The organism is Streptomyces sp. CA-250714, assembly GCF_050936705.1.
Taxonomy (GTDB): Bacteria; Actinomycetota; Actinomycetes; order Streptomycetales; family Streptomycetaceae; genus Streptomyces.
Genome location: NZ_JBNJMI010000002.1, coordinates 20,566 through 45,450, shown reverse-complemented (window position 1 = coordinate 45,450; position 24,885 = coordinate 20,566). Strand labels below are relative to the sequence as shown.

The following is a 24,885-nucleotide window of genomic DNA, read 5'->3' as shown; positions in this document are numbered from 1 at the left end:
GGTCAGGGGTGCGGTCTGGTGACAACTGGACGCAGGTTACGCTGTGTTGGCCGGGCGGGCATCGGGGAAGCCGCTGATCAGCGGATGAATGGCCTGCCGCGTGCTGGCCGGGGCGGTGGCCGAAGGGCCGGGAACGTCTCATTCTGCTTCACTCGATCGGATGACTGAACTGCCGGTTTTCGCTCCGGGGCTTCGCAAGAGCCCGGCCGGGCAGGACGGGCACCTGCAGCGGGCAGGCGGGCTTCGGCGCCTGGATGCCACGTCCGAGCCGAAAGTTGAGCTGCCCACCAGGGGAGTTGGCCCACTCACTCACCAGCTCCGGCAAGTCCGCGGCTGGTCGCTTCCGGTCCTCCCACCACTGCTGCGCCACGGGCCCGGCCCGCAGGGGTTTCCCTGCCCGTGCGGTGTCCGGCTGTACGTCGGGCGGCAGCGCGTCGGCGGGGATGGTGCCCTCGCGCTGTGGCGCGTCCTGCGCGGTGCGGATCGCGAGCGTCACCATGTCGCCGCCGTAGTTCTTCTTCGCCAGGACAGCTCGTCTTCGAGGACGAAGCCGGATTCTCGATGACGCCGCCGACCATCCGCACCTGGTCCCTGCCGCGGTCTCACCCCTGTGGTTTGCGTCCGGGGCCGCTCCCGCCGCCGCTTATCGGTTGCCGCCCTGGCCTGCTACAAAGCCGGCGAATCCTCACGGCTGATCTACCGGCCCTGCCCGGACGCCTGCTCCGACGGGCGCAAGAGCTGCTCCTGGAAGGACTACCGCGACCTGATCCAGACCGCGCACCAGCAGCTCGGCGGTCCGATCGTGCTGGTCTGGGTCAATCTCAACATCCACCTCACCGCCGGAATGCGCCGCTACATCGCCGACCGCGACTGGCTCACGGTCTTCCAGTTGCCGCCTTACACGCTCGACCTCAACCCGGTCGAGGCCATCTGGTCCGTCCTGCGACGCACCACCGCGGCCAACCGCGCCTTCGCCGACCCCGCTGACCTGATCACTGCCATCCGACGCGGCCTACGCCAACTCCAGTACCGCCCGACGTCCTTGACGGCTGCCTCACTGGCACCGGCCTCCGACGCCAGCCACCATGACGACACCACGCATTCAAGGCCAGTACTCACGAAACTGCTGCCGTTCGGTGGTCAGCACGCCTCCCTGTGCATACCGCATGCCCAGGTCATACCGCAGGGAGGCAACAGCCCGTCAGCTCTTGCGACCTTCCCCACGAGTTCAACCACAGTGGGAGCCGCACGCAGTTCCATCGACCGATCTGGATTCTGAATTGATCTCTCTTTTACGGTCACCTACTCGTGCGATCTCCCATGTTTACACCCCTGCTTCACTCTTGCAGGCTTCTTGAGGTGTCTGCGACTTTGTGTCCCTACTTCGCGGGGAGATTTGTGACGTCGAAATCATCAAGCGGAGGACGTGCGCATGAAAGCCAAGATGGCGGGTGCTGCGGCTTTCCTCGTCATTGCAACAGCGTTGTCGGCGCCCGCAGAGGCTGACAGCCCTTTGCCAACGCCCAATAAGAATTATCGCCTCGTAAATGCGAATCTGGGGACGGCGCAATGCTTCGAGGACCGGGGGCGTGGCGAACAGGTCTACTTGGTTTCGGGAGATGCTTGCAAAGGCGATCAAGCTGTCTGGTCCTTCCTGCAAGAAACCCCTGCGTTTGTAATGCGATTGAAGAATGCCCGTTGGCACGGATGCATTGACTACCGAGACAAGGAGGACGTGCACACAGGTACCTGCGACCCTGAACAGGGGAATCCGGCGACGTTGCGGCTCGAAAAGAGGACGGATTGGACGACGGGTCAAGGTTTCTGGATCATTGCGGAGGGTAAGTGCCTTACGCCACAGGCAGATTTTCCCCCCGCAGGAGTGCGATTCATGAAGTGTGAGGAAGGTATTGGCGCTCAGGAATGGATTGCACTGCCTGTCTGACGCTCGGTCTTCGGGACCGGGGGGGGCAGCGATAGCCGCGCTCCACGCGGAAGCCGTCGAGTAATCGCTGCAATACTGAAGTGCGCGTAGGCCTTCCGGACGACGGAGATCAGGTCCTCGGGATCAGTGGTTGGCCAGGATTGTGCGGCGCAGGATCGACCAGACGCCTTCGACCGGTTCAGGTCGGGCGCCAGGGGCAGGAGCTGGTAGACGGCCGACCAGTCGCTTCGACTGTGAACGGCCTCGCGTTGAAGGTCAGTAGGAGTCGATACCGCTTTGCGGCCCTCTTCCGGGCGCAGGGCCGTGCGCGACGACGGGTTGGTCGCCATATGCAGCGGGGGAGCAGCCATGGGTGATCACTGGAAGCCGGACCATGACCCGGGGCAGGGCAAGCCCCCGCTGGGCATCGCCGTCGGCGAGGTGTCCTAGCCGCCGCCCGGCGGCAAACACAAGAAGGACTGACCACCGGTGCCCTGCCTTGACCAGCAGCGTGCCTGCCTGGCGCAGGAGATGGAACACGAGGGCCTGTGGCCGGAGCGCTCCCCGTGGATCCGGCGTCGTGGCGCTGCCGCGCTACGAGTTCGCCTCTTCGCGCTGGTTGACCGTGTGGTGGATGGTCGGCGCTTTATGCGGTGGTGGGTGTTTGCGGCCTCTCTGGGTTTGTTCGGGGCTGTTTTGCTGTGTTTTGGTGAGGCCGGCCGTGCTGCGGGTGGTGCGGGGCGGGTGTCTGTGGGGGCTACGTTGCTGGGTATCGGTCTTGGTCGTAGCCGCTGCCGCGTACGCCCTCTACTCCTGGGCCGCGCACCGGCTCATCACCCGCCGGATCCCTTCCCGGGTCGGTGATGGGCACAGTCCTCGTCATCGCCTGTCTTGCCGTTCTCACCACTCCTGCGCCTGCCTGCCGCCGCTCACGCGGACGGCTGCGCGGCCCTGCCAGCCGCGGCGGTGAGACCAGCGTGAGCAGCGTCGTCGGGCAGGCTGATTGAGCGTGCGGCCGGTTCTGCCTGCCGGTCCTGTGGTGCACGCACCGCGCCGGCTGCCACGTCCGGCCCTCCCCACAGCTGTCCTCCCACAGTCGCCCCCTACTCAGGGGGTGCCGCAGAAAGCGGTGGACGTGCGTCATTTGCCCGCTCCTTCGGCCAGGCCGCGGATGAAGTGCCGCTGGCCCAGCAGGAACAGGACGATCATGGGGAGTGCGGCGATGGTCAGTGCGGCGAAGAGGATGGGCCAGTCGGAGTTGAGTCGTCCGGCCATGTCGGCGAGGCCGACGGGGAGTGTCTTGAGCCGGTCGTCGGTGATGAAGACCAGTGCGAAGGCGTATTCGTTCCAGCAGAAGAGGCTCTGCAGCATGGCGGCTGACACCAGGATCGGCCGGGACATTGGGACGACAACCTGCCAGAAGGTCTGCCAGCGGCTCGCCCCGTCGAGGTGGGCGGCCTCCTCCACCTCAGCAGGAAGACTCAGCAGGTAGGCGCGGATCAGGAAGGTGGTGAAGGGTACTTTGAACGCGGTGTAGAGGACGATGAGCGCCCAGTAGGTGTCGTAGATGTGCAGTGCCTGGAGGAGTTGCGCCAGCGGCACCATGGCGACTGTCGGGGAGAGCATCATGCCGCCGAGTACCAGCAGCAGTGCCGGGCGGGCCAGGGGGATGTCGAGGCGGGTCAGTCCGTAGGCCGCCCAGGCGCTGATGAGTACCACCGCCAGCACGCTGGCGCTGGTGACCAGCGCGCTGTTGAGGAGATACCGCAGCGTGCCCTGGTTCCAGGCGGCCGTGTAGTTGTCCCAGCGCGGGTGGCTGGGCAGCGACCAGGGGGCGGTGAACAGCTCGCCGTTGCTCTTGAGGCCGGACAGTGCCATCCAGCACAGGGGGTAGAGCACCGCGATGGCCAGGGCGGCGAGGCCGCAGTAGGTGAGGACTCTGGGCAGTACCCGGGTACGCCGGCGGAGGGTGGCGCCGCCTGTTGGCCAGGGGGCTCTCGCCGGGGGCAGTGCCCGCGGCGCGGGGGTGCGGCCTTTCGGGTGCATGGTGAGGGTCACGCCTCCACCGCCTTTCGCCGTGAGTAGTACAGCTGGGCCGCTCCCGCGGAGAAGGTCAGGGCGAACATCACGGTGCCGATGGCGGCCGCGTATCCCATGTCGTCGCCGGTGAAGGCGCTGGTGTAGAGCCAGGTGCCCAGGACCTGGCTGGAGTTGGAGGGGCCGCCGCCGGTCATCACCATCACTTCGTTGAAGACCAGGAAGGCCCCGGAGACGGTGAGGATCATCAGCAGGGTGGTCATCTGCCGCACCATCGGGACGGTGACGGTGAAGAAGGTCCGGATGCGGCCTGCGCCGTCGACGTACGCCGCCTCGTACAGCTCGCGCGGTATCCGTTGCACGGCGACGGTGAGCAGCATCGTGGTGTAGCCGAAGGACTGCCACTGGCTCATCGCGATGACGCCCCAGATAGCGGTGTCGGGCTGTCCGAGCCAGTCGCGTTGCCAGGCGTCCAGGCCCACGGCGTTCAGGAGGCTGTTCATCAGTCCGGTGTCGGGCTGGTAGAGGAACTGGAAGAGGAGAGCGGCGACGGTCATCGAGACGGCGGCCGGCACCACGTAGAGGGTGCGCAGCAGTCCTCCCAGCCGTCGTCCGACCAGCTCTTCCAGGATTGCGGCGAGCACCAGCGCGGCACCCACCTGGAAGGTGACCGAGGTGACGGCGAAGAGGAGGTTGTTGGCCAGCGCCTTCCAGAAGACCGGGTCGGCGAACGCCTGCCGGTAGTTGTCCAGGCCGACGAACCGGGTGCCCGGCTGGAAGACACTGAACTTGAGCAGGCTGAGGCGGATGTTCTCCGCGATGGGGTAGTAGACGAAGACCGTGATGAGGGCGAGGGCGGGGGCGGCCCAGAGCGCATGCCGCAGTCGGCGCACGGTGCGGGCCCCGGCTCCCGGGAAACCGTGGAGTGCGGTCATCTCGTCCCTCCCTGGTCCGGTTGGCCGCCTCGGCGATGCCGCGTACTGGAGGCCTCGTCATGGGAAGATCCGCCGCGGGGTGAGAAGCGGTGCGCCTGGTCGGCGGCCTCCCGGATCCGGCGCACGGCCTCCTTGGGGCTCACCCGGCCGCCGAGGACGGAATCGGCGGCGGCGAGCGTGGGGTTGACGACCTTGTTGTCGGTGCGGGTGTCGAGCCAGATCGACATCCGGTGCCCGTCGATCAGCCGCTGGGCGCTGCCGAGCCCTTTCACCCGGCCGGCTTCGGAGGTGTTCTTGACGGCGCTGAGCCAGCCCAGCTCCCGTACCATCTCCCGTGCCTGCGGGCGTGCGGTGAGGAACTTCAGGAAGTCGACGGCGAGGGCCTTGTTCGGGGAGTTGTTGGACACCATCAGCCCGTCCGTGCCTCCCGCGAGGGCACGGGGGTCGCCCTCTGCTTCCGGGGCGCGTGGCATGGGGAAGAAGTCCCAGTCCCGTTCGAAGGAGGCGGGAGCTCCGCCCTTCTCGGTGAGGAAGGGGAACTCGATCGTCTCCAGGTACTGCATGGCCGCCTTTCCGTACACCAGCTTGGTCTGCGCACTCTCGTGGCTCACGCTGGAACCGCCGGGCGCGAAGCACCGTTCCTTCAGTCGGCGCAGATCGGCGAACGCGCGGATGTAGCCGGGGTGCCGGAAGCCTCCGCCCTTCCGCACCGCGTAGTCCGCCGCGAGGGTGTCCGGCGGCACGTTCATCGCGTTCAGCTGGGTGAGCAGATGGCCGACGGGCCAGCCGTACTGGTTGCCGAAGGTGATCGGCCTCCAGCCGGCCTTTCTGATCCGGTCGCAGGCCGAGAGCAGCTGCGGGAAGGTGCGCGGCACACCCTTCACCCCGGCCTTGCGGAAGATGCGCTTGTTGTAGGCGAAGACCTTGGCGTCGAGGGTCACCGGAACCCCGTAGTTGCGCCCGTTGTAGCGGTAGGCGCGCAACGCGTCGGGTACGAACGAGCGGCCCCATGCGGTGTCACCGAGCCGGCTGGTGAGATCGGCGGCGAGCTTTCCGTCGGCGAACCTCTCGGCGTACTGGCCCGGCCAGGCGAAGAAGATGTCCGGCAGATCGCGGGAGGCGGCCAGGGCGGCGATGCGGTCCTTGTAGGGCTGGTCGCCGACGGCCTGGAGGTCGATGGTGACACCCGGGTTGCGCCGTTCGTACTCCCTGGCCATCCGTGTGAAGTACGGCGCGTACTGCGGGTCGGCCCACTTCTCCAGCACGGTGAGGTGCCCGCGGGGGCGGCCGTTCAGGGTGAGGTCGTTGGGGGTGGTGGGGACGGGCGGCTGTCCGCAGCCGCCAAGCGCGAGGACGGTGGCGAAGGCGGTGGCGAGCAGCGCCGGGGTTCGCAGGATGCGCAGCACGGGTCACCTCACGGGTGCGGTGTGCGGGCCGGGGGAAGAGGCGGGGATGTCCCGGGGATGTCCGAAGGCGCCTTCGTGGGTGCAGACTTCGGCAGCGTAGGCGGCGGCCTGCGCCGCGGCACTCGGCACCGCGGCACCGTCCAGCAGCGCCACCAGCAGCCGTGCGACGAAGGAGTCGCCGGCACCGAGCGTGTCCACGACCTCGACGGGTATCACGGGCTGGAGGTGCGGTGTTCCGCTCTGCGAGACCAGCGCGCCCCCCGCGCCCCGCGTCACGACCACCGTCCCGGGCCCCGCATGGTGCGCGGCCTGTGCGAGCGCGGCGGCTTCGCGGTCCTCGGCGGCCGGCCGGGAGAAGACGGCGTAGCGGACGTACGGCAGGAGTGGTTCGGCGTACGACCAGGGGCGGTCGGAGAAGTCGTAGCTGACGGGGCAGGCGCGGGCGAGGTGGTGCAGTGCGTGCTCCAGCCTGCTGCAGTCTCCGGTGTGCAGGAGGTCGAAGCCGGCCAGCCAGTCCAGATCGGCCTCGTCCGGCGTGAACCGGGAGATCCCCTCGTCGGAACCGGCGAAGTGCCGGTTGCCTTCCGCGTCCAGGCGCACGATGGCGTAGGCGTTGGGGCCTTCGACGGTGCGGACGCGGTCCGTGCCGACCCCCTCGGCGTCGAGCGCGGCCCGGATGTGCCCACCGGCCTCGTCGGTGCCGATGACGCCGAGGTAGGCGGCCTCGGCACCGCAACGAGCGGCGTGCACGGCGACGTTGAGAGCGTTGCCGCCGGGATACATCAGGCCTCGCTGCGGGTAGCGGTCGACGACGTTGTCGCCGACTCCGCAGATGCGCATGGTCTCTCCTGTCCGTGCTGGAAAGGGTGTTGGGCGGGACGGGGGCGGCCCGGGCCCTGGGGACCCGGGGCGCCCGAAGGCGCCAGGTGCCGGCGGGGCAGGGCATACGGGCCGTCCTTGCGGAGGGGGCGGTCCCGGCCGGTCGGGCGGTGCGGCCGGGCGCGGAAGGACCCCGCACCATGCCCGAACGGACCAGGGGAGCGGTACGGGACCGTCCCCGCCCCGGCGTGCGCCGGTGCTGTACGCACCCCGGATATGCGCTCCTTCGAGCGGTGCCCCCTCCGTGTGTCTCAGTACTCGACCTTGAACATGTAGCGGCGCTTGTCCAGGTCGTGGCCGCGCACCGCCTCGTAGTGGTGCGCGAGACGGCTGGCGAGCGTGTTGAGCGCGATCGGGCTGATCTCGCCGCGCAGGTCCTCCGGGATGCCGGGCAGCGAGAGCGAGCGGGTGTCGATGTAGTACGCCTTCCGCGTGTACTGGTCGAGGAAGGTCTTCGCCCGCTCGGCCATCGGCCGGGTGCCGTCCTCACCGAGCATCAGCAGCACCGGCTGATCCTCGGTGACCACCTCGAAGGCGCCGTGGAAGAACTCGCCGGCGTGGTAACTGCCGCCGTGCTTCCACTGCATCTCCATCAGGTAGCACATGGTGAAGCCGTATCCGGCTCCGTAGTTGGGGCCGGCGGACAGCACATAGGTCACCTCCTCGTCGGCCAGGCCGGCGGCGATGGCGTGGCACAGCTCCTCCGACTCCAGCTGCGCCGCGTGCAGCGCGCCGGGCAGCGCCTCATAGGCGGCACGCAGCCGCGCGTAGTCCCCGGGCACCCCGGACTTCTCCAGCAGCGCGTGGCCGAGCTGACCGAACAGCACGTGCTTGGGTGCGGCGACGGTGTCCTCGCTGCCGTAGGTGAAGGCTGTGTGTGCGGCCTTGGCGAGCGGCCTGTCCGGCAGCCGGGTCACCGCGGCGACCGTGGCCCCGGCGGCCCGGGCGAACTCGGCGGCGGCGACGGTCTCCTTGGTGGTGCCGGTGTGCGAGGCGACCACGACCAGCGAGCCCTCCCCGAGCAGCGCGGGCCGGCGGAGGTGGAACTCGGCGCTGTTCATGTGGAAGACCGGGAACGGGGCGCGGGTCTCCAGCATGTGGTGCACGGCGTACGAGGCGACCAGCGAGCCGCCGCAGCCGACCAGGAAGACGTTGCGCAGCCCGGCCTCGGAGCCGGTGATGCCCTCGACGAAGTCGCGGGCGGCCTCGCGCTGCCCCAGCGCGAAGGAGACGGTCTCCTCGAAGTCCGGGTTGATGGGCTTGAGCGGCAGGGTTGCGGTGGTCACGCGGTTCTTCTCCAGATCTGACGAAGGCGGACGGACGAAGGGAAAGCCCCCAGGGTGGGAACGTTCCCAATCGCGCGGAGAGGCGTCGTTGGGAACGTTCCCATCCGCAGTGGTGAGAACCTTCCCACCGCCGCTTCGACAGCGTCAATACCGGTGCAGCGGATAATCTGTTGCCGCCATGACCAGTCACCGCACCCAGCGCCCCGCCACCATCCCCGATGTAGCCCGCGAGGCCGGAGTCTCCCGCTCCACCGCCTCCCGGGCGCTCGCCGACTACGGCTCGGTGAGCCCACAGACGCGGGAGCGGGTGCACGCCGCGGCCGGGAAACTCGGCTACCGCCCCAACCAGCTCGCCCGCAGCATGATCACCGGGCGTACCCACACGCTGGGCGTGGTGGTCGCCGACATACAGAACCCCTTCTTCGCAGGCGTCACCCGCGGCATCACCGACACCGCGCGCGCCGCGGGCTACCAGGTGCTGCTGGCCAACACCGACGAGGACCTCACCCAGGAGCTCTCGGCGGTCAAGATGCTCCTCGACAAGCACGTCGACGGCGTCATCACCGCCCCGGCCTCCCCCTCCAGCACCTCGCACCTGGCCGCCCTGCGAGAGGCCCGCTGCCCTCTCGTCCTGCTGGACCGCGAGGTGCCGTCACTGCGCACGGACACGGTGACCGTCGACAACCGGGGAGCGGCCGAGGATGCCGTACGCCGGCTGCTGGAGGCCGGACACCGCCGGATCGGCATGGTCACGCTGGGCGGCAGCGGCGAACACTGGCCCCACGCCGAGGGGCGGCAGGGGGAGACCGGCAAGGACGGGGCGGACGGGCAGGAGGGCGACGGGAGGGGCCCCTACGGCGGGCACGGCCCCGGCCGGCGTGCGCAGCCGCCCGCGCAGGTCTCGACGGGCGTCGAGCGGGTCAACGGCTTCCGCGCCGCCCTCCTCGCGGCCGGCATCGAGGACCCCGACACCTATGTACGGCTCGGCGTCCACGGCCAGGACCCCGCCGCGCTGGCAGCCGAACTCCTCAGCCTTCCCCAGCCGCCGACCGCGCTGTTCACCACCGACAGCCTGATCGCCCTGGGCGCCCTCTCGGCCATCCAGGAGGCAGGGCTGCGGGTGCCCGAGGACATCTCCCTCATCACGTTCGACGACGCCGACTGGACCAGCGTCATCCGCCCGCGCCTGTCCGTGGTGGCCCAGCCCGTCCAGGAGCTGGGCGCCCGCGCGGTGCGGGCTCTCATCGCCCGCATCGAGGGCCACGCGCAGGCCGGCCCCGAACGCGTCGTGCTGGACACCACGTTCATCTCGCGGGACTCCATCGCTCCACCACCGTCCTGCTGACTGGCCGTCAAATGCCTTGACCGCGCGGGCTTCCTGGGCCGGATGTTCCGCGATGCACTGCTACCCGGCCACTTGTCACCCGGTACTCGGCACCGGGTACTCGGCGCTCGGCAGCGGGTTGCCGGTAGCGGTGAAGCCACTGCCTGAAGCGGTGAAGCCATCTGTGCAGCCGGAGCTGAGCGCCGTCAGTCGCACCTCGTCAGGGTGAAAGTGTCCTCCCGGTCGCGCATGCTGTCGGGGGAGTCGCTTCCGGCAGGCTGCTGATCCGAGGAGGAATGTGCATGAACCATCCCACCCATGTGGCTGTCATCGGCGCGGGAGTGCTCGGCGCCACCCTCGCCCACCGGCTGGCGCAGCGCACCGTACCCTTCGGCACAGCGAACGGCCCGGCCCCCGGCGTACCCGAGCCCGGCGTACCTGCGCCCGCCGTCACGCTGTTGGACCGCGGGGAGCCCGGACACGGTACCTCCCGCTGGAGTCTGGCCTGGCTCAACTCCAACGGGGTGACCGACCGCGGCTACCACGAACTGCGTATCGCCTCGCTCGGTGCCTGGGCGCGGCTGGCCGAGGAGGCCGACGGTGCGGACTGGTACCGGCCGGTGGGCAACATGCGCTGGGCGGACCCGGCGCCCGCCGACCCGGACGACCCCGCGGAGGGCGGTCGGCTCACCGAGCGCGTACAACGGCTGCGGCAGTGGGGCTACCCGGCCGAATTCATCACGCCTGAACGGGCTTCCGCACTCGAACCGTCCCTGCGGCTGCCCGCGGACGTGGCCCAGGTCGCCTGGTTCCCCGAGGAGGGCTACGTGCTCACTGAACGGCTCGTCACCGCCGTGCTCAAACGGCTGCGCGCCGCAGGCGGCAGCATCCGCACCGGCCGTGCCGGCCACGTCACCGGCCTGCAACGCGAAGACTTCGGCACCGAGCCCACGGCCGGGCACGGGCCCGATCCCCGCCACAAGAACGGCGGTTGGCTCATCCATACCGCTGACGGGAACGTCCTCCGGGCGGACACGGTGGTGTGCTGCGCGGGCCGGTGGACACCCGAAGTGACCGCCCTGGCCGGGGAGCCGCTGCCGATCGTGGACCCGTCGGCTGTCGGCTCACCGGCCCCTGGACTCGTCGTACGGGCTGGGCCGGTGGCGAGACCGCTGAGGCGGATCGTGCACACCCCGCGCGTCCACCTGCGCCCCCACGACGAGGACGGCGGCGCCACCGTGCAGTTGGAGTCCGGCGACGTACCAGTCGACCTGCACACACCCGCCGCCGAAATCGACCGCTGGGCAGCCACTCTGCTGGCGCGCGCCCGCGACCTCGTCCCCGGCCTGGCCGGGGCCGGGGTACTCGAGCGCCGGATGTGCGTACGCCCACTCCCGCTGGACGGCCGCCCCGTCATCGGCCCCCTCCCCGGCACAGCACCGATGCCCGGCGACGGAGACCGCAACGGCCCCTCCACCGGCATGCTCTATGTGGTCGTCACCCACAGCGGCGTCACCCTGGCCGCCGGACTGGCCGAGCTGATAGCGGCCGAACTGCACACCGGCCGCGCCGAGCCCACCCTGGAGCCCTACCGCCCCGCACGGCTCCTCGACGGCTGACACCCGAGCGCACCCGCTCGCCGGTCACCGCTCCAGGTCTCCTCGGGCCCGCTCCGTCAGCCGCGGATACCCAGCGCGGACAGCAGGCACAGCACCGATACCACGGGAAGGCGTCCGGCAGCTCCAGCTCCTCGAAGAGGGTGCCGACGCAGGGGTGCGGTGCAGCCGAAGAGGGCCATGGCCAGCAAGCAGGGCAAGCCGATACCCGCGGCACGCACCCGCGCCGGGAAGACCCCGGCGCTCACCGCCGCTGTGACCGCCGTACAGCCCGTGAGCCCACCATCCCGGCACACCACACCAACAGCAGCAGCGAGACAAAGGGAATCGCTGACCGTGCAGCAGCGGTACGCACAGGACGGCGAACCCGATCGCGAGGGCCGGCAGCAGCGGTTCGCGGCCTACAGAACCACCCGCCACTCCGGCCCGGCGCAGGTCCGCCCAGCCGGGAGCCGGTCCTGCTGTCCTGCGCTCGTGCGCAGGTTCGAGCGACCTTGGCACTGGCCGTGACAGCCCATCAGCTCCCAGGCCCGCTCGCTCACGCACGCCGACGGCGCAGCCGGTTGGCGTCGGCCGCGTAGTTCGGACCGCTGCACCGGCGGCGCGAGGACGCGTTCCGCGGCAGCGGGCGGCGGCAGCGCTTGTACTCAGACCGGCACCGCCTCGGCTTGTCCTCCACCGGCACCACCCCCGCACCGCATGCCTGGCACACAGCGCAGGACGAAGACCGCAGTGCCTCCCAGATCCAGGGGCGTTCGGGCTGGGCCTTCCTGGCCTGCCAGCTCCCCCGTCTGCCCCGGTCGGTGCCCTGTCTCCCGGACGGGCCGGGCAGGGCCGGAGGGTGATCGGCACCAGCAGCAGCCTGGAACAGATGGTTGACCGCATCATGCTCGACGCCGGACTGGTACGCCTTCTAGAGAGCCTCCACCGCCTCCACGCGTCGGTGGAAGTCATGACCACGCAGAGGCAACGCGCGGCCGCGTGCTCCAGGAACGTGGTCTGCAGGAGGGCCAGGACGCCGACCTCGCTGCGCCTCCTCCGAGAGCCTCAACACGGGTGAGGGGCCGCGGATCTCCCGTACGTCGATCTCCAACCCGCCGAGGATGCCTTACTCGATCGCTTCCGAGAGCCCAAGCTCAGCCAGCCACACCGTCGTACGTCCCTTCCGCATCGCTGGCCATACTTGCGATCTCCAGTTCCTGGCACTCCGCGCCCTTTTTCTGCCACCCGGGTGCGGCCAGGGCGCGCGCGTGGCAGCAGGTCGAGCCGGAAGCCCGCAGGAATGCGGACGTTGTCATGGACCGCTGCCCCAGGCCTGCCCCGGATCGCTGGCGGTTCCGTGCGCGCTCCCACGGCCCCACGGCCCTACGACGCCGGGATCGAAAGCCGTCGACTGAGACCGGCCGCAGAGACGTTCTCCGTCCGCCAAAAGGGCCTCCAGCGAGCCTACGGACCGTCTAACAGACCCCATCCGGTGCGCCGACGCCCTCACAATCCACGAGAGAGACGCAGGTAGCGAACACGATGACCGTCCCCTGCCCGGCCCACAGGCCGAGCTGGATCAGGCTGGTGATGTGCGGCTCCGAACCGCTCCAGGACCCCGTGCTTTTCCATCGAGCACACGGCGACCACGGGCTCGTGGGCCCACCAGGCGTCACGCCTCAGCGGTCTGCACGAGCAAGCCCAAGGTCGGCACCGTCATGAGATGCGGCCGCCGGGAAGCCCTCCAGCGCGGCCCGAAGCGGCCGTGATTGCCTTCCCGGAGCCGGCTGTGAAGACAATGCCCCCGCAGTCCTGGGACAGACACAGATGACCTCACAGAAAATCCCACCCACTCAGGGAAACCCGCCTCCTGATATACCTGGTGTTACCGGAGCCGGACGACCGGCATTTCCATGCCCCCTTCCCAGCGCGGGATGAGCCGACTAACGAAATCCCTGGATGCTTCGAACTGTCACCCTTTCAGGAGCCGCCGATGCAACCCCAGATCGCGACGTTGATTGACTGATATGGCATGGTCACGGGAGGAGCAGCCCCGTAGAATATGAGTCATGGTTGACGACTTCTGCGAAGTCATGTTCCTCCCGTCTTCTCAATGCGACCATTGCCGCTCAGCCCAGTCGAACCTTCCGCGAAGGGTTTACGTCACCAAGGGCGGTAGTGTTTACCACCGCACACCGAACTGCGAGGGCCTCAAGGACGGGCAGCGGTACGCACAACGGAAAGGGCACGATATTCACGATATCGAGTCCGTTCCGCGCAGCGACGTCCAAGCCAAACTCGGCGCCTGCGAGATATGCCGCCCCGACCTGCCACCAACCTCTGTCACCGGCCGGCCTTTCTGAGGAACGGGTGGCCGACCCCGGAACGCCCCGCTTCGGATGCGACCTTGCGGCGGTGGGGTGTCGGTGGCGGTGAGGGCCAGCGGTGCCGGTCCGGTCATGCGCCCGACACCCCCTAAGCCACCCCTCCACGACAGCCGGGACATCGAAGCCCTCCAACACTCCGCCGCCGTACAAGGAAATGGACTGGACCGGGCGTCAGCTCCTGCACGCGCCCTGGGGCCGAGCACCCGGGCGTGCGCGGGACCGACGTGAAGCACCTGCAACATGCCGACCACCTGACCCCGGGCGGGCCTTCGGCAGTGACCCACGGCGACCTGCACCCCTACGCCCGCCCCGGCCGCCCCTTACCGGGTGCTGGTCGGCGGCCCGCTCGGCGGCCTGCTGCTCGATTGTCACCGGACGTGGTGACGAAGAACTGACCGAGAGCCCGGCCCTGATGACCGAGATCGGCCAGTCCGGGTCCGGCGGCCGGGCGTTGTACGGGCCCCGTCCCGCCGAGCCTCGGCTGAGGGGCGAGGGGCCCCCGGGCTCCATGACGAGAAATCAATGACCGTGAAGTGCTGCGGGGTTTACAGGAAGGCCGCCGATTCCGCCTGATCGTCCATCACATCTCCGATGTGCGGGGTTGCTTGGTGGTACTCCTGGCGTGGGCCGGTCTGGTGGGCTCCGGTGAAGAGTTCCACCCAGCAGTTCACGGGGACGATCGAGCTGATGCCGATGTTCTCCTGGCCGGGGAGATCCAGTGTGTGGTCCCGGCCGTTTCCGGTCTTGCAGATGCTGCTGCCTGTGATTACCCAGGCGTTGCCGCCGTAGTTCCGGCCCTGGTAAAGGATGCCGAGCCGTACTTCCTGCCCCCCTGCGGTGGTGGGCTCGCGGAGCCTGTCGATGAGCCGTCCGTCGCGTGCGGCCTTCCGGGCCGATACAGGCGCGTTGGTGATCCTTCCGTGTGTGGAGGCGGCGATGGCCTCACGGAAAGTCGAAAAGCACCGCCTGCGCTCCGTAGCGACGTTGACCAGGCAGGTTGTGGGGGCGGTCTCCATGGCGGCTTGCGCAGGGCCGGAGGGTGCGCGGGCGGCCCCCGGGGTCAAAGCGGATAACACCAAGGCCGCCGCTGCAATGACCAACCCCGCAACTCGCCCCGCCACACCGCGAACCGAGGCCACCGGCCCCGGCCCGTTCACCGCAGCCGCCCCGGGGGCGGGAGGCGACGGGGCGGGACGGGAGACAGGCCCCTCTTGTGGATTCCGGGTGGCGGGAGCTGTCGGCACGGCGGAGGTTCGGTGTGCGTAGGCCTGCGCCCACCGCCGGTGCACCTCGGCCAGTTCGGCGGGGGTGGCCTTGCACAGGCGGGCGAAACGCTCGATGGGGGCGTAGTCGGCGGGCACGGTGGTGCCGCGGCAGTAGCGGTGGAGGGTGGAGGGACTCACTCCCAGCCGCTTGGCAAGAGCGCTGTAGCTGAAGGGAGTGCGGTCCTTCAGCTCCTGGAGCAGCGCCGCCAGACTGCCCACTTCCGCATCCGTCATGACCGCCCCCCTCAGCCCGTCCCAGAGGATATTCCACCCGCCCGCATCCCTGCAGGACAGCCAGGGGAAAACGTTCTGACATCCCATCCCGCCCCACACCTGTGGCGAAGCGCGGGCCGCTGTGGCCAAGGTGAGGCGGCCACCACAGCAAGACCCACCCCATCCCCGCGCCGCCGGCCCACCGGCCGATGCACCCACTGGCCGATGCACCCACTGGCCGATGCACCCACCGGGGAGATGCCGACAAGAAAGAGGACCCATGCATTTCACGAAGAGCCGCAGCAACGAGGAGAGGAAGACGATGGCCTATACCCGTAGTCGCCCAGCCGCGCTGGCGGCGGCCGCCGCGGCAAGTACTCTGCTGCTCACCGCGGTGGCGCTGGGCTCAGCCTCCGCGACGACGCAGGGCCCGGAGGAGCCGGCGAAGGCCGCTGCGCAGGCGGCTCCGACGGCCGACTCGACGCGTGAGAGCTGGCAGCCGCCGACGGACCAAGGCCTGGGCCGCAGGAACCTCACCGCGGAGCGAGACAAGCTCAACACCGAGTTCCTGATCAGTGATGTGTCGCCGGGCCAGTTCAAAGGCTGGTGGTACCAGTCCCACATCAAAGGCGTCAACGTGACCTGGATGACGCCCTCCGGGCGGGACCCGTACGACGGGTGGGACTGGATCGAGATCCTGGACAGCAACGGCAAACGCGTGACCTGGGACTGGGCCTGCGGCACCTCCAACTGCGGCGCCTACGGCTCCACCCTGATCGACACGAAGCTGACGAAGGGCAAGGAGTACAAGGCCCTCTACTGGAGCGACGGGGGCCGGATCTCCAAGGGCACGCTGCAGGCCGAGTTCGAGTTCTGGGCCTGACATGGAAGGCCGACGAGAGATGACACGAGCACCTGAACACAGGCCGGCCCGGCGGCGGTTGGCCAGCGCAGGGGTTGTGGTCGCGGTGCTGGCAGGCACACTGAGCGCGGGAGGCACGCTCACCTACGGTGCACAGGCCCGGGCCGGACAGCACGCGCCCGCCCAGGTACAGGCCCAGGGCCGGCCGCTGAGCCAGAGCCAGAGCCAGCCGCAGCCGAGGGCAGTGGGAAGCGACGAGGAATTCGCCAACCTCTACACCCACACGATCGCGAACATCCGCAGAGCCCTGCGAGGGGACGAGGCCGCCCAGCAGCCCGGGACCGGCTATCTGATCCGGAACCCCGACGCCAACGCCTTCCAGTCGATCAACATCGGACGCTTGGCCGAACGGGACAACATCCACGGCGGCATGGTCCGCGCGCTCTTCCGCCGATCCGACACCTACCTGCTGGGATTCTACGTAGAGCACGGAAACCGCCAGACCGTCTACACGTTCGCCGAGGGCGACCGCGACATGATCCCCGCACAGGTGTACCCGAACGCCGACAGGTCGCGCTTCCCCTTCCCCGTCACCTACCGCGACGCCACCCGCATCCAAGTCGGCCGGGGCCATCTGCGGAATGCAGTACGCACCCTGTTCGACCACGACCCGGGCCCGGGCAACGGAAGGCTGCGCGACCACGTCGAGACGCTGGCCGTGGCTCTGGCCGAAGGGGCACGGTTCCAGGTGATCCCCCGACTGATCGCCGAACACATCCGGGGAGGACAGGACTGGACCGTGGGCGACCACGAGAACGAGCTCCACGACTGGACCGACCGGTCTACAGTCGTCGCAAACGCACACGCGGCCGACCCGAGCGGCGACAACGGCTCCGTATGGCGACAGCCCCGCAGGTACGACTGGAACGGCGCCCGGGTACTGCTGACCGCGCTGGACCTGGCCCGCCGGATATACCTCATCAAGCCACCGACCAGGCACTGACATACCAAAACCGGAGGCAGAGAAGGCGCCGTCAACTCAAACGGCGGGCCCGGACGGCTGAGAAGACCTTCAAGAAATCTTGATCACCTCGAAGGGATCGGTTGTGAACGCCGGGGCGCCGCCGTACAAGAGCTACCGGCTCCCAGCAGAGACCACCAGCCACCGGGCACGGACTCTGCGATGGGAAGTGTTGTGTTCCTCTTCCCAGCCCGGGAGCTCGGCGCCTGGCCGCGCTCCCGGCGCCTCCGCCCACGCCTGCCCGAAGCAGATCGGTACTCCCCGGACGGCCCGCTCCCCGGTGTCACCGGCTGCGCCTGCCGGTGACACCGACAGCCGACGAATACGCCTTCACCCCGCCCCCTGCGCCCGCCTGCCGACCGCAGCCAGACCTCCTACCGCCTCCACACGACCACCCCCCACCGCCCACCCACACCTGGCAGCCCAACTGGCCGCGCCCTGCGACACCGCCGCCTCGATACCCCAGCTGCCCACCGCCCGCCTCACCGACACCGCTCTGGACGTCCACACCGCGACACTCCACAACCCGACGAACACCCGACAGAGCTGCATGACCCACCCCCCGTGCCCCACGGGGCACGCCCCTCCCTCCGCGCCACCGTGTTCATCCCCCTTCCGGCCACCCACCACAAAAGCGGCCGTCTCGTCACCCACCCGCTGGAGCGAGCCCGCCTGCCGCGTCTGACCGACTCCGCGGAACAGCGCAGACTCCGCCACTCCAGCCGCTCCGGCCAAAGAACACCGGCCGGAAGACGCCGCCACCCACTGTGTGGCCACTGAGCACCGCTCACCACAGCACACCCCGCGAGAAGGACACGACCGGCTTGCCCCAACTCCTCGGCCGCAGAGAGTCAGTGGGCCGTCGACGGCGCCACGGGTGAGCAGCTCCGGCAGACCGACAGCAGGACTTCCCCGGTCCGGCCACGTCTGCCCGGAGCTGGTCGGTGCTCCCTGGACGGCACCACCGCCCGAAGTCACCGGCTGGTGCGCACAAGAGCCGGCCGAAGGCGCGGCTCCCTGACGGAGGTGGGTCAGTCTGGGCCCGGCAGCCGTGCACTGCGTGATGGACGTCATGGATCTTTCAGCGCTGAGGTGTCATCCGCGTTTCACCGGTGTGGGCCTTGCGCGGTGACTGCCTCCAATAGCGCCGCAGTGACCGAGCTGGCGTGCCGAGGCGCCCTGCGGACGGTGGCCACCTGCAAGGGGTCTCAGGGCTCCAGGGGGAGTTTGAGACGTAGTAGCGAGTACGCCGGCCACACGGTTGGGGTGTGGGTCTCGGTGGTCAGGGGCAAGGTGTCCCGGTCTGGGGGTGTGCACCGATAGCAGCGGTGACCGCCGAGCAGGAGCACGTCGGCGCAGTTGCCGCTCGGGCGGCTAGCGGCCCAACCATCGGCGCAGGCGGCGCCTGCTTGGGCGGCGGGGCCGCCGCGTGCGGGCCGCGCTCGTGCCCGCTGCGGTGCGGCCGGTCCACCGTGGGTCGCCGGTGACGACCGGTGTCTGTCGGTCGGCCTGGGCGCGGATCTCGATGTGGGACTCGTGGGAGGTGATGCGCATGGCCTCCTCGTAGGAGGCCAACGCGCCGCGTAGAGCGGACCCGGCCAGTCCGCGGCGGAGCATCACGCGCTTCAGCCAGGTGAAGAACCCCGTCACCGCGATCAGACAGCCGGACGCCACCAGGTAGGGGACGACTTCACTCACGCGTCGCCGCCTTGCCGTCCACGCTCATGGCCTTGACTCCGCCGCCCTTCATCTCGCCTCGGATCCGCACCGTGCCGGCGTCCAGGTCGACGTCGAAGGGCGGCTCTTCGGTCAGCCGTGCGTTCTTGCGCATCCGCTCGTCCTGCATCGCCCGCTCGAGCGCCTTCGCCGCGGGGGAACCTTCCAGCATCAGATCCACACCCATGGCTTTCAGCCCCTTGCTCTTTCGCCAGTACACCCAGCCGCGGGCCTCCAGCCACAGCAGCGCATGGTCCGCCACCCAGCAGAGCACTGTCAGCGCGCCGACTGCTCCCGCCGCGATGGCCACTTTTTCGCTCATTACCGGGCCGACTCCTGCCTTATCCGAAGCGCCGAGCGACCCCACTATAGTAACGTAGCGTTTCTGGAAACACGCTGTTACTGAATGGAGTAGGTCAGGTGGGCAGGTTGACACGGGCCGAGCAGCAGCAGGTCACCCACGAGCGGCTGCTGGAGGCAGGCCGTTCGGTGCTCCAGCGCCGGGGGTTCCTGGCGGCGACGGTCGACGAGATCGCCGAGGAGGCCGGCTACACGCGCGGCGCCGTGTACAAGCACTTCGGAGGCAAGGAGGGCTTGTGGCAGGCCGTCGTCGATGCCCACACCGAGGCGCATCTGCAGTTGCTCGGCGAAACCCTGGACCGGGTGTCCAGTCGGCAGGAACTGATCGCCGCACTGATCCCGAGCGCTTTCACCGACGACCGCGACGCGGCGAGGTGGAGCACCGCCGCCATGGAGTTCATGGCCGCGGCCACGAGTCATCCCGAGGCCGCAGCCGTCTCGGTGGCCGCTCAGCGCCGCCATGAGGAGCAGATCGTCGCTTTGCTGGAGGGCGCTTGCCGACGCCTGCACATCCAGCCGGCCATGCCGCTGGAACAGGTTGTCGTGGTGCTGGGCGCGCTGGGCGGCAGCCTCGGCCTGCGGGCGGCGGTGGACCCCGCCACAGATGTGGCGGCCCTCACCGCTGGCGTCATGACGGTCATGTTCCCCGAGCCGACGCAGTGAGCTCCCCCGGCAAGCTGCGGTGAGCCACTCCGCGGCGCCCGACAGCCGGACTTGGGGATCGCAGAAGAACAACGTGCACGTTCGCCGGTTGCTGAGGTGTCACGCGCCAGAACCGCAAGGTGACTCGTGGGGCCCAGGAATCCCCGGAATGTTGATCTTGCCAATGGAGCGGTCTCGTATGGCTCGTGGGGATCTGACCGATGAACAGTGGGAACGGCTGGAGCCGCTGTTGCCGCCGATTCCGAAGATGGGGCGTCCGCCGAGGGACCGGCGTCAGGTCTTCGATGGGATCTGGTGGCGGGCGAGAACCGGCTCACCCTGGCGGGATGTTCCCGAGCGGTCCGGGCCGTGGGAGACCGCGTACCCGGTCTTCCGGCGATGGCAGTTCGACGGCACCTGGCCTCGCATCCTCGAAGAGCTCCAGATCAAAGCCGATGCCGACGGTGTGATCGAGTAGGAGGTTTCCGTCGACTCGACCGTGTGCCGTGCCCACCAGCACGCTGCCGGGGCCCGCAAAAAAGGGCTGGTGATCCGGGCCGGCCCTCCCCGCACGGCCTGGCGGCCGAGCCGGACGACCACGCGCTGGGGCGCTCACGCGGCGCCCTGACGACAAAGATCCACCTGGCAGCGGACGCTTCTGGACACGTCCTGGCCGTCACGATCACCGGCGGACAGCGCGGGGACGCACCGCAGTTCAACCGCCTCACGGCAAGGATCCATGTCGCCCGGGCCGGCAGCGGACGCCCTCGTACCCGGCCGTCGCGCCTGATCGCCGACCGCGCATACTCGTCCCGGGCGATCCGCCCTTACCTGCGTCGTCGGCAGATCCCGCCCACGATCCCGGAAAAGCGCGACCAGGCCGGCCACCGGCTGCGCCGGAGCTCGGCGGGCGGCCACCCTCCCCCCTTCGACCGCGAGGTCTACAAGCGCAGGCACAAGGCTGAGTGCCGAATCGGGCTGCTCAAACAGGCCCGCAGCGTCGCTACAAGGCACGACAAGCTCGCCGTCCGCTACCAGGCGACCATTCAGATCACGTTGATACGCCAGACGCTGTGACCACATCTCAAACACGCCCTAGAGGCCATCCACCACTGCTAGCGCCTCGGCAAGCGGCACGTCGGGCACCTGCTTGCGCAGCGCGCGGACGGCGTGCACGCGCCCCTTGCTGTCCCGGACGGTACGGATCGCCGCGTCGTCCAGAGCTTGCAGCAGCGCGTCGCGGGTCGGGTACACGCGCTCGTACCGCGCTCTGCGCTCGAGCTTCGTCTTACGGCTCAGGATCAAGCCGAAAATGACAGTAACCCAGCTGCCGGCAAGGCTGACCAGAATCAGTACGAAAGCGGCGCCGGCCGTGATGCGGTAGTACGAGAGCAGAACCCCCAGCAAAGAGGCGAGCACCGTTACAGCCAGGGCAGACCGGAAGAGTATGCGCAGCTCAGGAAGCATAGAGTGCGGAACCCTAACAGCTACAGTCGGTTTTCCTGCCAGGAGCCCGCGGCAGGGCGACTGACGAGCGGTCAGCCAGGAACGGCCCGCGGATCCTGGGGTATCGAGCCTCTGGTGTGGGTTGGGGTGTGGGGGTGGTTGTGGGCTGGGGTGCTGAAGGTCGGTTGAGAACCGTCTGAGGCGCTGTCGGGCCGGGGTGGTAGGCGCTCTGGCCTGGTGTTGTGTCAACTTCGGTGAGAATGCCGGGTTTTGCCGCAGATGGTTTCTGCGTCTAATGGCACTGTTCGTGTTCTCGCTGGTCAACGGTGTTGTGCCTGGTCAGCATGGTTGGCGGCCTCGTGTGCTGTGGTGGGTTTCAGCGAGGTGGTCGAGCCGGATGGCTTCCAGGGATGGTTTGGTGATGCGTTCGCTGCCGTCGCAGATCGCGGTGATCGCGGCCTGGCGGATCAGGCGGGTGAGGCTCCCGACCCGTCCTGCGGTCCTTTGGTGGAGGTAAGAAGCGTGGCGGGCCAGGGTGCCGGGCCGGTGCGCGCTCAGGTCGAGTGCTGCCTCGACCCCGGCGATGAGTTCACGGAACGGCTCGTGTCTTCCAAGGCGCGCCGGGAACGCCCCGCATTCCACCAGGCCGGCACGTGCGGCGAGTTGGGCCCCGCGCACCCCGGAGAACAAAGCGGTGCCGGTCACGTCGATGCCCGCGTACACGAACGTCGCCCCGATGCGTTCGGTGAGGTCTTTCAGCAGGTCCGCGGTCTCCGCGCCAGTCGTGGTGCGCGGGTTGAGCCGGTGGAGCCCGTCGATGAGGACCAGCCGCACGCCCGCCTGGTTGCAGGTGTGGCAGACGGCGTCGGTGATCTGGGCCTGCGTCATCCGGATGGTGAGGGGAATGCCGAGGTAGCGGGCGAATTCGGTCGCGAGGGCCTTCGCGCTCGCCCCGGGCGGGACCAGTACGTAGGCGACCGGTACCGGAGCATGCACGGGCCCAGCCGATGCCGGGTTCTGCTGGGCGTGAGCGAGGTGACAGGCCCGCCCGACGTGGAGGAGGGCGGTGGTCTTCCCGGCTGCTGCCGGCCCGGTTCCGTGGTCCGCTGCGGGCCTGTCCGGTTGCCCCTGGTTGCGCGGCTGGTTGTGCCACTGGTTGTGCGGGTGGTTGCGGGTAGCCCTGTCGCCGTGCTGTATCGCTGCAGGTCACGCGTGGTGGTCAACCTGGCCGGCGCCGCTGACACCTCCCTCTGAATGTGGGGAGGTTGATGTCCTGTCGGCGGCCGGGGCCCGGGCGCCGGAGCACGGGGGATTTGGACTCGGCTTCTTGGCCCTGTCCTGGCAGCTCATCCCCTGTATCTGCCGCTGTCCGCGCCCTGTCTCCCGGACAAGGGCGGGACAGGGCCGGACAGGGCAGCAGCGGGTCGTGGGACAGGTCTGGACAGGGGTCACACCAGGGGTCACATCACTGCCTGGGAGGCAGCGGCATCGGCCCAGCTCAGCCTGCGTGGTAAGCGGCGGCGCGCAGCCCGACATCTCTCCGTGAGCCGCACCTGAAGGACTGGGAGGCGGGCGTGGGGGTGCGGTCCGTCGAGCCGGCCGGGCCGACGCGGCAACTGCGGTGGGAGGTCCTTACTCCCGGGGGTGGTTTTTTGCGCGTCCTGCGCGTCAGCCCAGGCCACCACTCGTCTGGCTACGCGTCGGCCGGGACCGTGCTGCCGCGTAGTCAGACGCTGGTCCTCGCCCCGGGGACGCGTAGGTGACGGGTGCGCCCCGCCCTCGAGGTACCGAGCAGGGCAAACAGCGAGGTCCCCCCTTCCGTGCGCAAGGGCAGGAGGAATCGTTGCAAGTCGCAGCGCGTGGTGGGGGGCCGGGAGCCCGACTACCCCTCCGGAGCACCGTTGCCAGCCGGAATCGAGAACGGGGGAGGCTGGAGCACCGTCGGGGTAGCCGGCCCCGCCCGCTCCGGCCGCTCGGCCCGGCGCCGGCTGCTGGCGTACCGGCCGCACATGAACGCTTGAAGCAGGCCGCCGCGATGCCGCCGGGTACGCCTGTTCAGCCGTTCATCGACGCCCTGACCGAACTGGTCCGGGAGCAGGCCGACACCACCGGCTTCGTCGTTCTGAACCGTTGGGTGGAGATCCTGGAGCAGCACTTTCCGCCCCACCTGCCTGACCCCGGCCACACCACCGAGTAGCCCCGAACACCGCGGCTACATCGAGGCAACCGCCTCCCCAAAGATCGATTTCGATCTCCCTGGCCGGTGGGTGGACTGGGAGAACCGCGTCCCGGCCCTGTCCTGGATCTCGATCGCCTGGCCCAGGGACGATAACGAGCTGCACATCTGCGCCCGCACGACCCTCGACCGCCTGCTCAAGGACGCGCACACCGAACCGTACGAAGGAAGCGAGATCGACTGGCCGTCCTGGCGCGCCTGCGCAGCCGCCCCCGCCGACCCACACCTGACGATGGCCAGCAGGTGGTGGGCGTCGGCGGCTTGGTGCAGCAGGGCCTGGGCGGTGGCGCGGTCGCCGGCATCCGCGCTCGTGACCATCACCCCCCAGCAGCAGGCCGGGCGTGTCGACCATGAGGTGCCGCTTGCGCGCGTTGATCAGCTTGCCGCCGTCGAAGCCGCAGCTGTCGGCGCCGACGACGGCGTCCGCTTTGGCCGACTGCGAGCCGATCGCCCCGGCACTCGGCTCGGCATCTCGCCCCAGAACCCCGCAGATCTTCGCGCGCAGCCGGTGCAATTCCTTGACCAGCCCGTGGTCGGCCAGCGGCGGAAGAAGGCGTGCGCCCGGTCCCAGGGCAGGAAGCCGACCGACATGGCACGCCACTTCATGCCATGGGCGCCCCCTTTGTCCCTGGGGCGTTCACGAACGGTTCTGACCAGCGGGTTCTCGACGCTTTCAAGATTGCTTCCCGACTCGATCAAGATCGCTTCCCGCGTTACCGGTTTCCCCGGGTCAGCCGAGGACGCGCGGGCCGGCGCTTCACCGGCTGGGGCGGAGGCGAGCAGCATCGCCGCCATCTCCTTCGCCCGCCGTGCGGGCTCGACGGAGCGTTCACGCAGGGCCGTGACGGTCGCGCCGTCGAGCAGCAGGATGAACCGCTCGGCGAGCGCGGCGGGCTCCGGGTGACCCGCCAGGGCGAGGAGTTCTTCGAGGTACGCGGTGACAGAGCGTTTGTGCTCGGCGGCCACCCGGTGGGCCGGGCTGGTGGCATCGGTGATCTCCACCATGGCGTTGATGGAGGCGCAGCCGCGGAAGTCCTCGGTGGCAAAGCTCTCCGCCAGCGCGTCGAACACGGCCAGCGGCGAGCCTCCCCGGTCGGCCACCGCCTGCGCCAACCAGCTCCGCCAGCGCTCGTCGTAGCCGCGCAGCATGGTCACGACGAGGTCGTCCTTGCTGTCGAAGTGTCGGTAGAACGAGGCGCGGCCGACACCTGAGTCGGCCAGCAATCGTTCCACTCCGACCGCGCGGATGCCCTCCGCATAAAAAAGCTTCTCCGCGGCCTGGACCAGGCGTTCCCGGGCTTTCGTCGGCATGGGGCCGAGAGTACCCGGCATTGGCCAGAAACGGAAA

Annotated in this window: 21 protein-coding genes and 4 pseudogenes; 12 read left to right on the top strand and 13 right to left on the bottom strand. The window is 69.1% G+C overall.

Annotation, left to right across the window (positions count from 1 at the left end):
* Positions 1-148 precede the first annotated feature (148 nt).
* Positions 149-499, bottom strand: coding sequence for a hypothetical protein (locus tag ACQEU8_RS19120; RefSeq protein ID WP_433108969.1), 351 nt, complete (start codon positions 497-499; stop codon positions 149-151).
* On the opposite strand from ACQEU8_RS19120, the pseudogene ACQEU8_RS19115 reads away from it, so the two are divergent.
* The 3 genes and pseudogenes from ACQEU8_RS19115 to ACQEU8_RS19105 form a co-directional block, all read left to right on the top strand.
* Positions 433-1,089, top strand: a pseudogene (locus tag ACQEU8_RS19115) (transposase); the annotation flags it as partial. The gene ACQEU8_RS19120 and the pseudogene ACQEU8_RS19115 sit on opposite strands and share 67 nt — an antisense overlap.
* A gap of 343 nt (positions 1,090-1,432) precedes the next feature.
* Positions 1,433-1,945 (top strand): hypothetical protein, encoded by a 513-nt coding sequence (locus ACQEU8_RS19110; protein WP_433102628.1) that lies wholly within the window; start codon positions 1,433-1,435, stop codon positions 1,943-1,945.
* Between the two features lie 276 nt (positions 1,946-2,221).
* Entirely contained in the window at positions 2,222-2,374 is a 153-nt protein-coding gene (locus tag ACQEU8_RS19105) for a hypothetical protein (RefSeq protein WP_433102626.1), read from the top strand.
* Positions 2,375-3,064: 690 nt separating this feature from the next.
* Here the strand turns inward: ACQEU8_RS19105 and ACQEU8_RS19100 are convergent.
* The 5 genes from ACQEU8_RS19100 to ACQEU8_RS19080 all read right to left on the bottom strand — a co-directional run bounded on the left by ACQEU8_RS19100 (position 3,065) and on the right by ACQEU8_RS19080 (position 8,467).
* Positions 3,065-3,982 (bottom strand): carbohydrate ABC transporter permease, encoded by a 918-nt coding sequence (locus tag ACQEU8_RS19100; protein WP_433102624.1) that lies wholly within the window; start codon positions 3,980-3,982, stop codon positions 3,065-3,067.
* Complete coding sequence (locus tag ACQEU8_RS19095) at positions 3,979-4,896, bottom strand: carbohydrate ABC transporter permease (RefSeq protein ID WP_433102622.1); 918 nt, start codon at positions 4,894-4,896, stop codon at positions 3,979-3,981. Before ACQEU8_RS19095 ends, ACQEU8_RS19100 begins: the two co-directional genes overlap by 4 nt.
* Positions 4,893-6,302, bottom strand: coding sequence for an ABC transporter substrate-binding protein (locus tag ACQEU8_RS19090; RefSeq protein WP_433102620.1), 1,410 nt, complete (start codon positions 6,300-6,302; stop codon positions 4,893-4,895). Before ACQEU8_RS19090 ends, ACQEU8_RS19095 begins: the two co-directional genes overlap by 4 nt.
* A 3-nt stretch (positions 6,303-6,305) precedes the next feature.
* Entirely contained in the window at positions 6,306-7,142 is an 837-nt protein-coding gene (locus tag ACQEU8_RS19085; RefSeq protein WP_433102618.1) for a PfkB family carbohydrate kinase, read from the bottom strand.
* 290 nt (positions 7,143-7,432) lie between these two features.
* Positions 7,433-8,467, bottom strand: coding sequence for an SIS domain-containing protein (locus ACQEU8_RS19080; RefSeq protein ID WP_433102616.1), 1,035 nt, complete (start codon positions 8,465-8,467; stop codon positions 7,433-7,435).
* Positions 8,468-8,645: 178 nt separating this feature from the next.
* Between ACQEU8_RS19080 and ACQEU8_RS19075 the strand changes: the two genes are divergently transcribed.
* Together ACQEU8_RS19075 and ACQEU8_RS19070 are read left to right on the top strand one after the other, a co-directional pair.
* Entirely contained in the window at positions 8,646-9,812 is a 1,167-nt protein-coding gene (locus tag ACQEU8_RS19075; RefSeq protein WP_433102614.1) for a LacI family DNA-binding transcriptional regulator, read from the top strand.
* Positions 9,813-10,093: 281 nt separating this feature from the next.
* Positions 10,094-11,410 (top strand): NAD(P)/FAD-dependent oxidoreductase, encoded by a 1,317-nt coding sequence (locus tag ACQEU8_RS19070; RefSeq protein ID WP_433102612.1) that lies wholly within the window; start codon positions 10,094-10,096, stop codon positions 11,408-11,410.
* Positions 11,411-12,543: 1,133 nt separating this feature from the next.
* Here the strand turns inward: ACQEU8_RS19070 and ACQEU8_RS19065 are convergent.
* Positions 12,544-12,705 carry a hypothetical protein gene (locus ACQEU8_RS19065; RefSeq protein ID WP_433102610.1) on the bottom strand — a complete coding sequence of 54 codons (162 nt, stop codon included), beginning with the start codon at positions 12,703-12,705 and terminating at the stop codon, positions 12,544-12,546.
* A gap of 753 nt (positions 12,706-13,458) precedes the next feature.
* On the opposite strand from ACQEU8_RS19065, the gene ACQEU8_RS19060 reads away from it, so the two are divergent.
* Positions 13,459-13,752, top strand: a complete 294-nt coding sequence (locus ACQEU8_RS19060; RefSeq protein ID WP_433102608.1) for a hypothetical protein — start codon at positions 13,459-13,461, stop codon at positions 13,750-13,752.
* Positions 13,753-14,073: 321 nt separating this feature from the next.
* Positions 14,074-14,302: pseudogene (locus ACQEU8_RS19055) on the top strand (hypothetical protein); the annotation flags it as partial.
* Between the two features lie 19 nt (positions 14,303-14,321).
* Here ACQEU8_RS19055 and ACQEU8_RS19050 read toward each other — a convergent pair.
* Positions 14,322-15,275 carry a helix-turn-helix domain-containing protein gene (locus ACQEU8_RS19050; RefSeq protein WP_433102606.1) on the bottom strand — a complete coding sequence of 318 codons (954 nt, stop codon included), beginning with the start codon at positions 15,273-15,275 and terminating at the stop codon, positions 14,322-14,324.
* A 259-nt stretch (positions 15,276-15,534) separates the two neighbouring features.
* Here ACQEU8_RS19050 and ACQEU8_RS19045 point away from each other — a divergent pair, with 259 nt between their 5' ends.
* Positions 15,535-16,137 carry a hypothetical protein gene (locus ACQEU8_RS19045; RefSeq protein ID WP_433102604.1) on the top strand — a complete coding sequence of 201 codons (603 nt, stop codon included), beginning with the start codon at positions 15,535-15,537 and terminating at the stop codon, positions 16,135-16,137.
* 85 nt (positions 16,138-16,222) lie between these two features.
* Positions 16,223-17,119, top strand: a complete 897-nt coding sequence (locus ACQEU8_RS19040) for a ribosome-inactivating family protein (RefSeq protein WP_433102602.1) — start codon at positions 16,223-16,225, stop codon at positions 17,117-17,119.
* A gap of 1,392 nt (positions 17,120-18,511) precedes the next feature.
* Here the strand turns inward: ACQEU8_RS19040 and ACQEU8_RS19035 are convergent.
* Together ACQEU8_RS19035 and ACQEU8_RS19030 are read right to left on the bottom strand one after the other, a co-directional pair.
* Positions 18,512-18,835 (bottom strand): hypothetical protein, encoded by a 324-nt coding sequence (locus ACQEU8_RS19035; protein ID WP_433102600.1) that lies wholly within the window; start codon positions 18,833-18,835, stop codon positions 18,512-18,514.
* Positions 18,828-19,175 (bottom strand): hypothetical protein, encoded by a 348-nt coding sequence (locus ACQEU8_RS19030; RefSeq protein WP_433102598.1) that lies wholly within the window; start codon positions 19,173-19,175, stop codon positions 18,828-18,830. The genes ACQEU8_RS19035 and ACQEU8_RS19030 overlap by 8 nt, the downstream gene beginning before the upstream one ends.
* A gap of 98 nt (positions 19,176-19,273) precedes the next feature.
* On the opposite strand from ACQEU8_RS19030, the gene ACQEU8_RS19025 reads away from it, so the two are divergent.
* Together ACQEU8_RS19025 and ACQEU8_RS19020 are read left to right on the top strand one after the other, a co-directional pair.
* Positions 19,274-19,876 carry a TetR/AcrR family transcriptional regulator gene (locus ACQEU8_RS19025; protein ID WP_433102596.1) on the top strand — a complete coding sequence of 201 codons (603 nt, stop codon included), beginning with the start codon at positions 19,274-19,276 and terminating at the stop codon, positions 19,874-19,876.
* Between the two features lie 178 nt (positions 19,877-20,054).
* Positions 20,055-20,932 (top strand): annotated as a pseudogene (locus ACQEU8_RS19020) (IS5 family transposase).
* Positions 20,933-20,950: 18 nt separating this feature from the next.
* On the opposite strand, the gene ACQEU8_RS19015 reads toward ACQEU8_RS19020, so the two are convergent.
* Positions 20,951-21,322: a hypothetical protein gene (locus ACQEU8_RS19015; protein WP_433102594.1), complete on the bottom strand. Its 372-nt coding sequence runs from the start codon at positions 21,320-21,322 to the stop codon at positions 20,951-20,953.
* A 318-nt stretch (positions 21,323-21,640) separates the two neighbouring features.
* Positions 21,641-22,396 (bottom strand): annotated as a pseudogene (locus ACQEU8_RS19010) (TniB family NTP-binding protein); the annotation flags it as partial.
* A 922-nt stretch (positions 22,397-23,318) separates the two neighbouring features.
* On the opposite strand from ACQEU8_RS19010, the gene ACQEU8_RS19005 reads away from it, so the two are divergent.
* On the top strand, positions 23,319-23,498 hold the full coding sequence (locus tag ACQEU8_RS19005; protein ID WP_433102592.1) for a hypothetical protein: 180 nt from the start codon (positions 23,319-23,321) through the stop codon (positions 23,496-23,498).
* A gap of 414 nt (positions 23,499-23,912) precedes the next feature.
* Here ACQEU8_RS19005 and ACQEU8_RS19000 read toward each other — a convergent pair whose 3' ends face one another.
* Entirely contained in the window at positions 23,913-24,848 is a 936-nt protein-coding gene (locus ACQEU8_RS19000) for a TetR/AcrR family transcriptional regulator (protein ID WP_433102590.1), read from the bottom strand.
* Between the last annotated feature and the right edge of the window lie 37 nt (positions 24,849-24,885).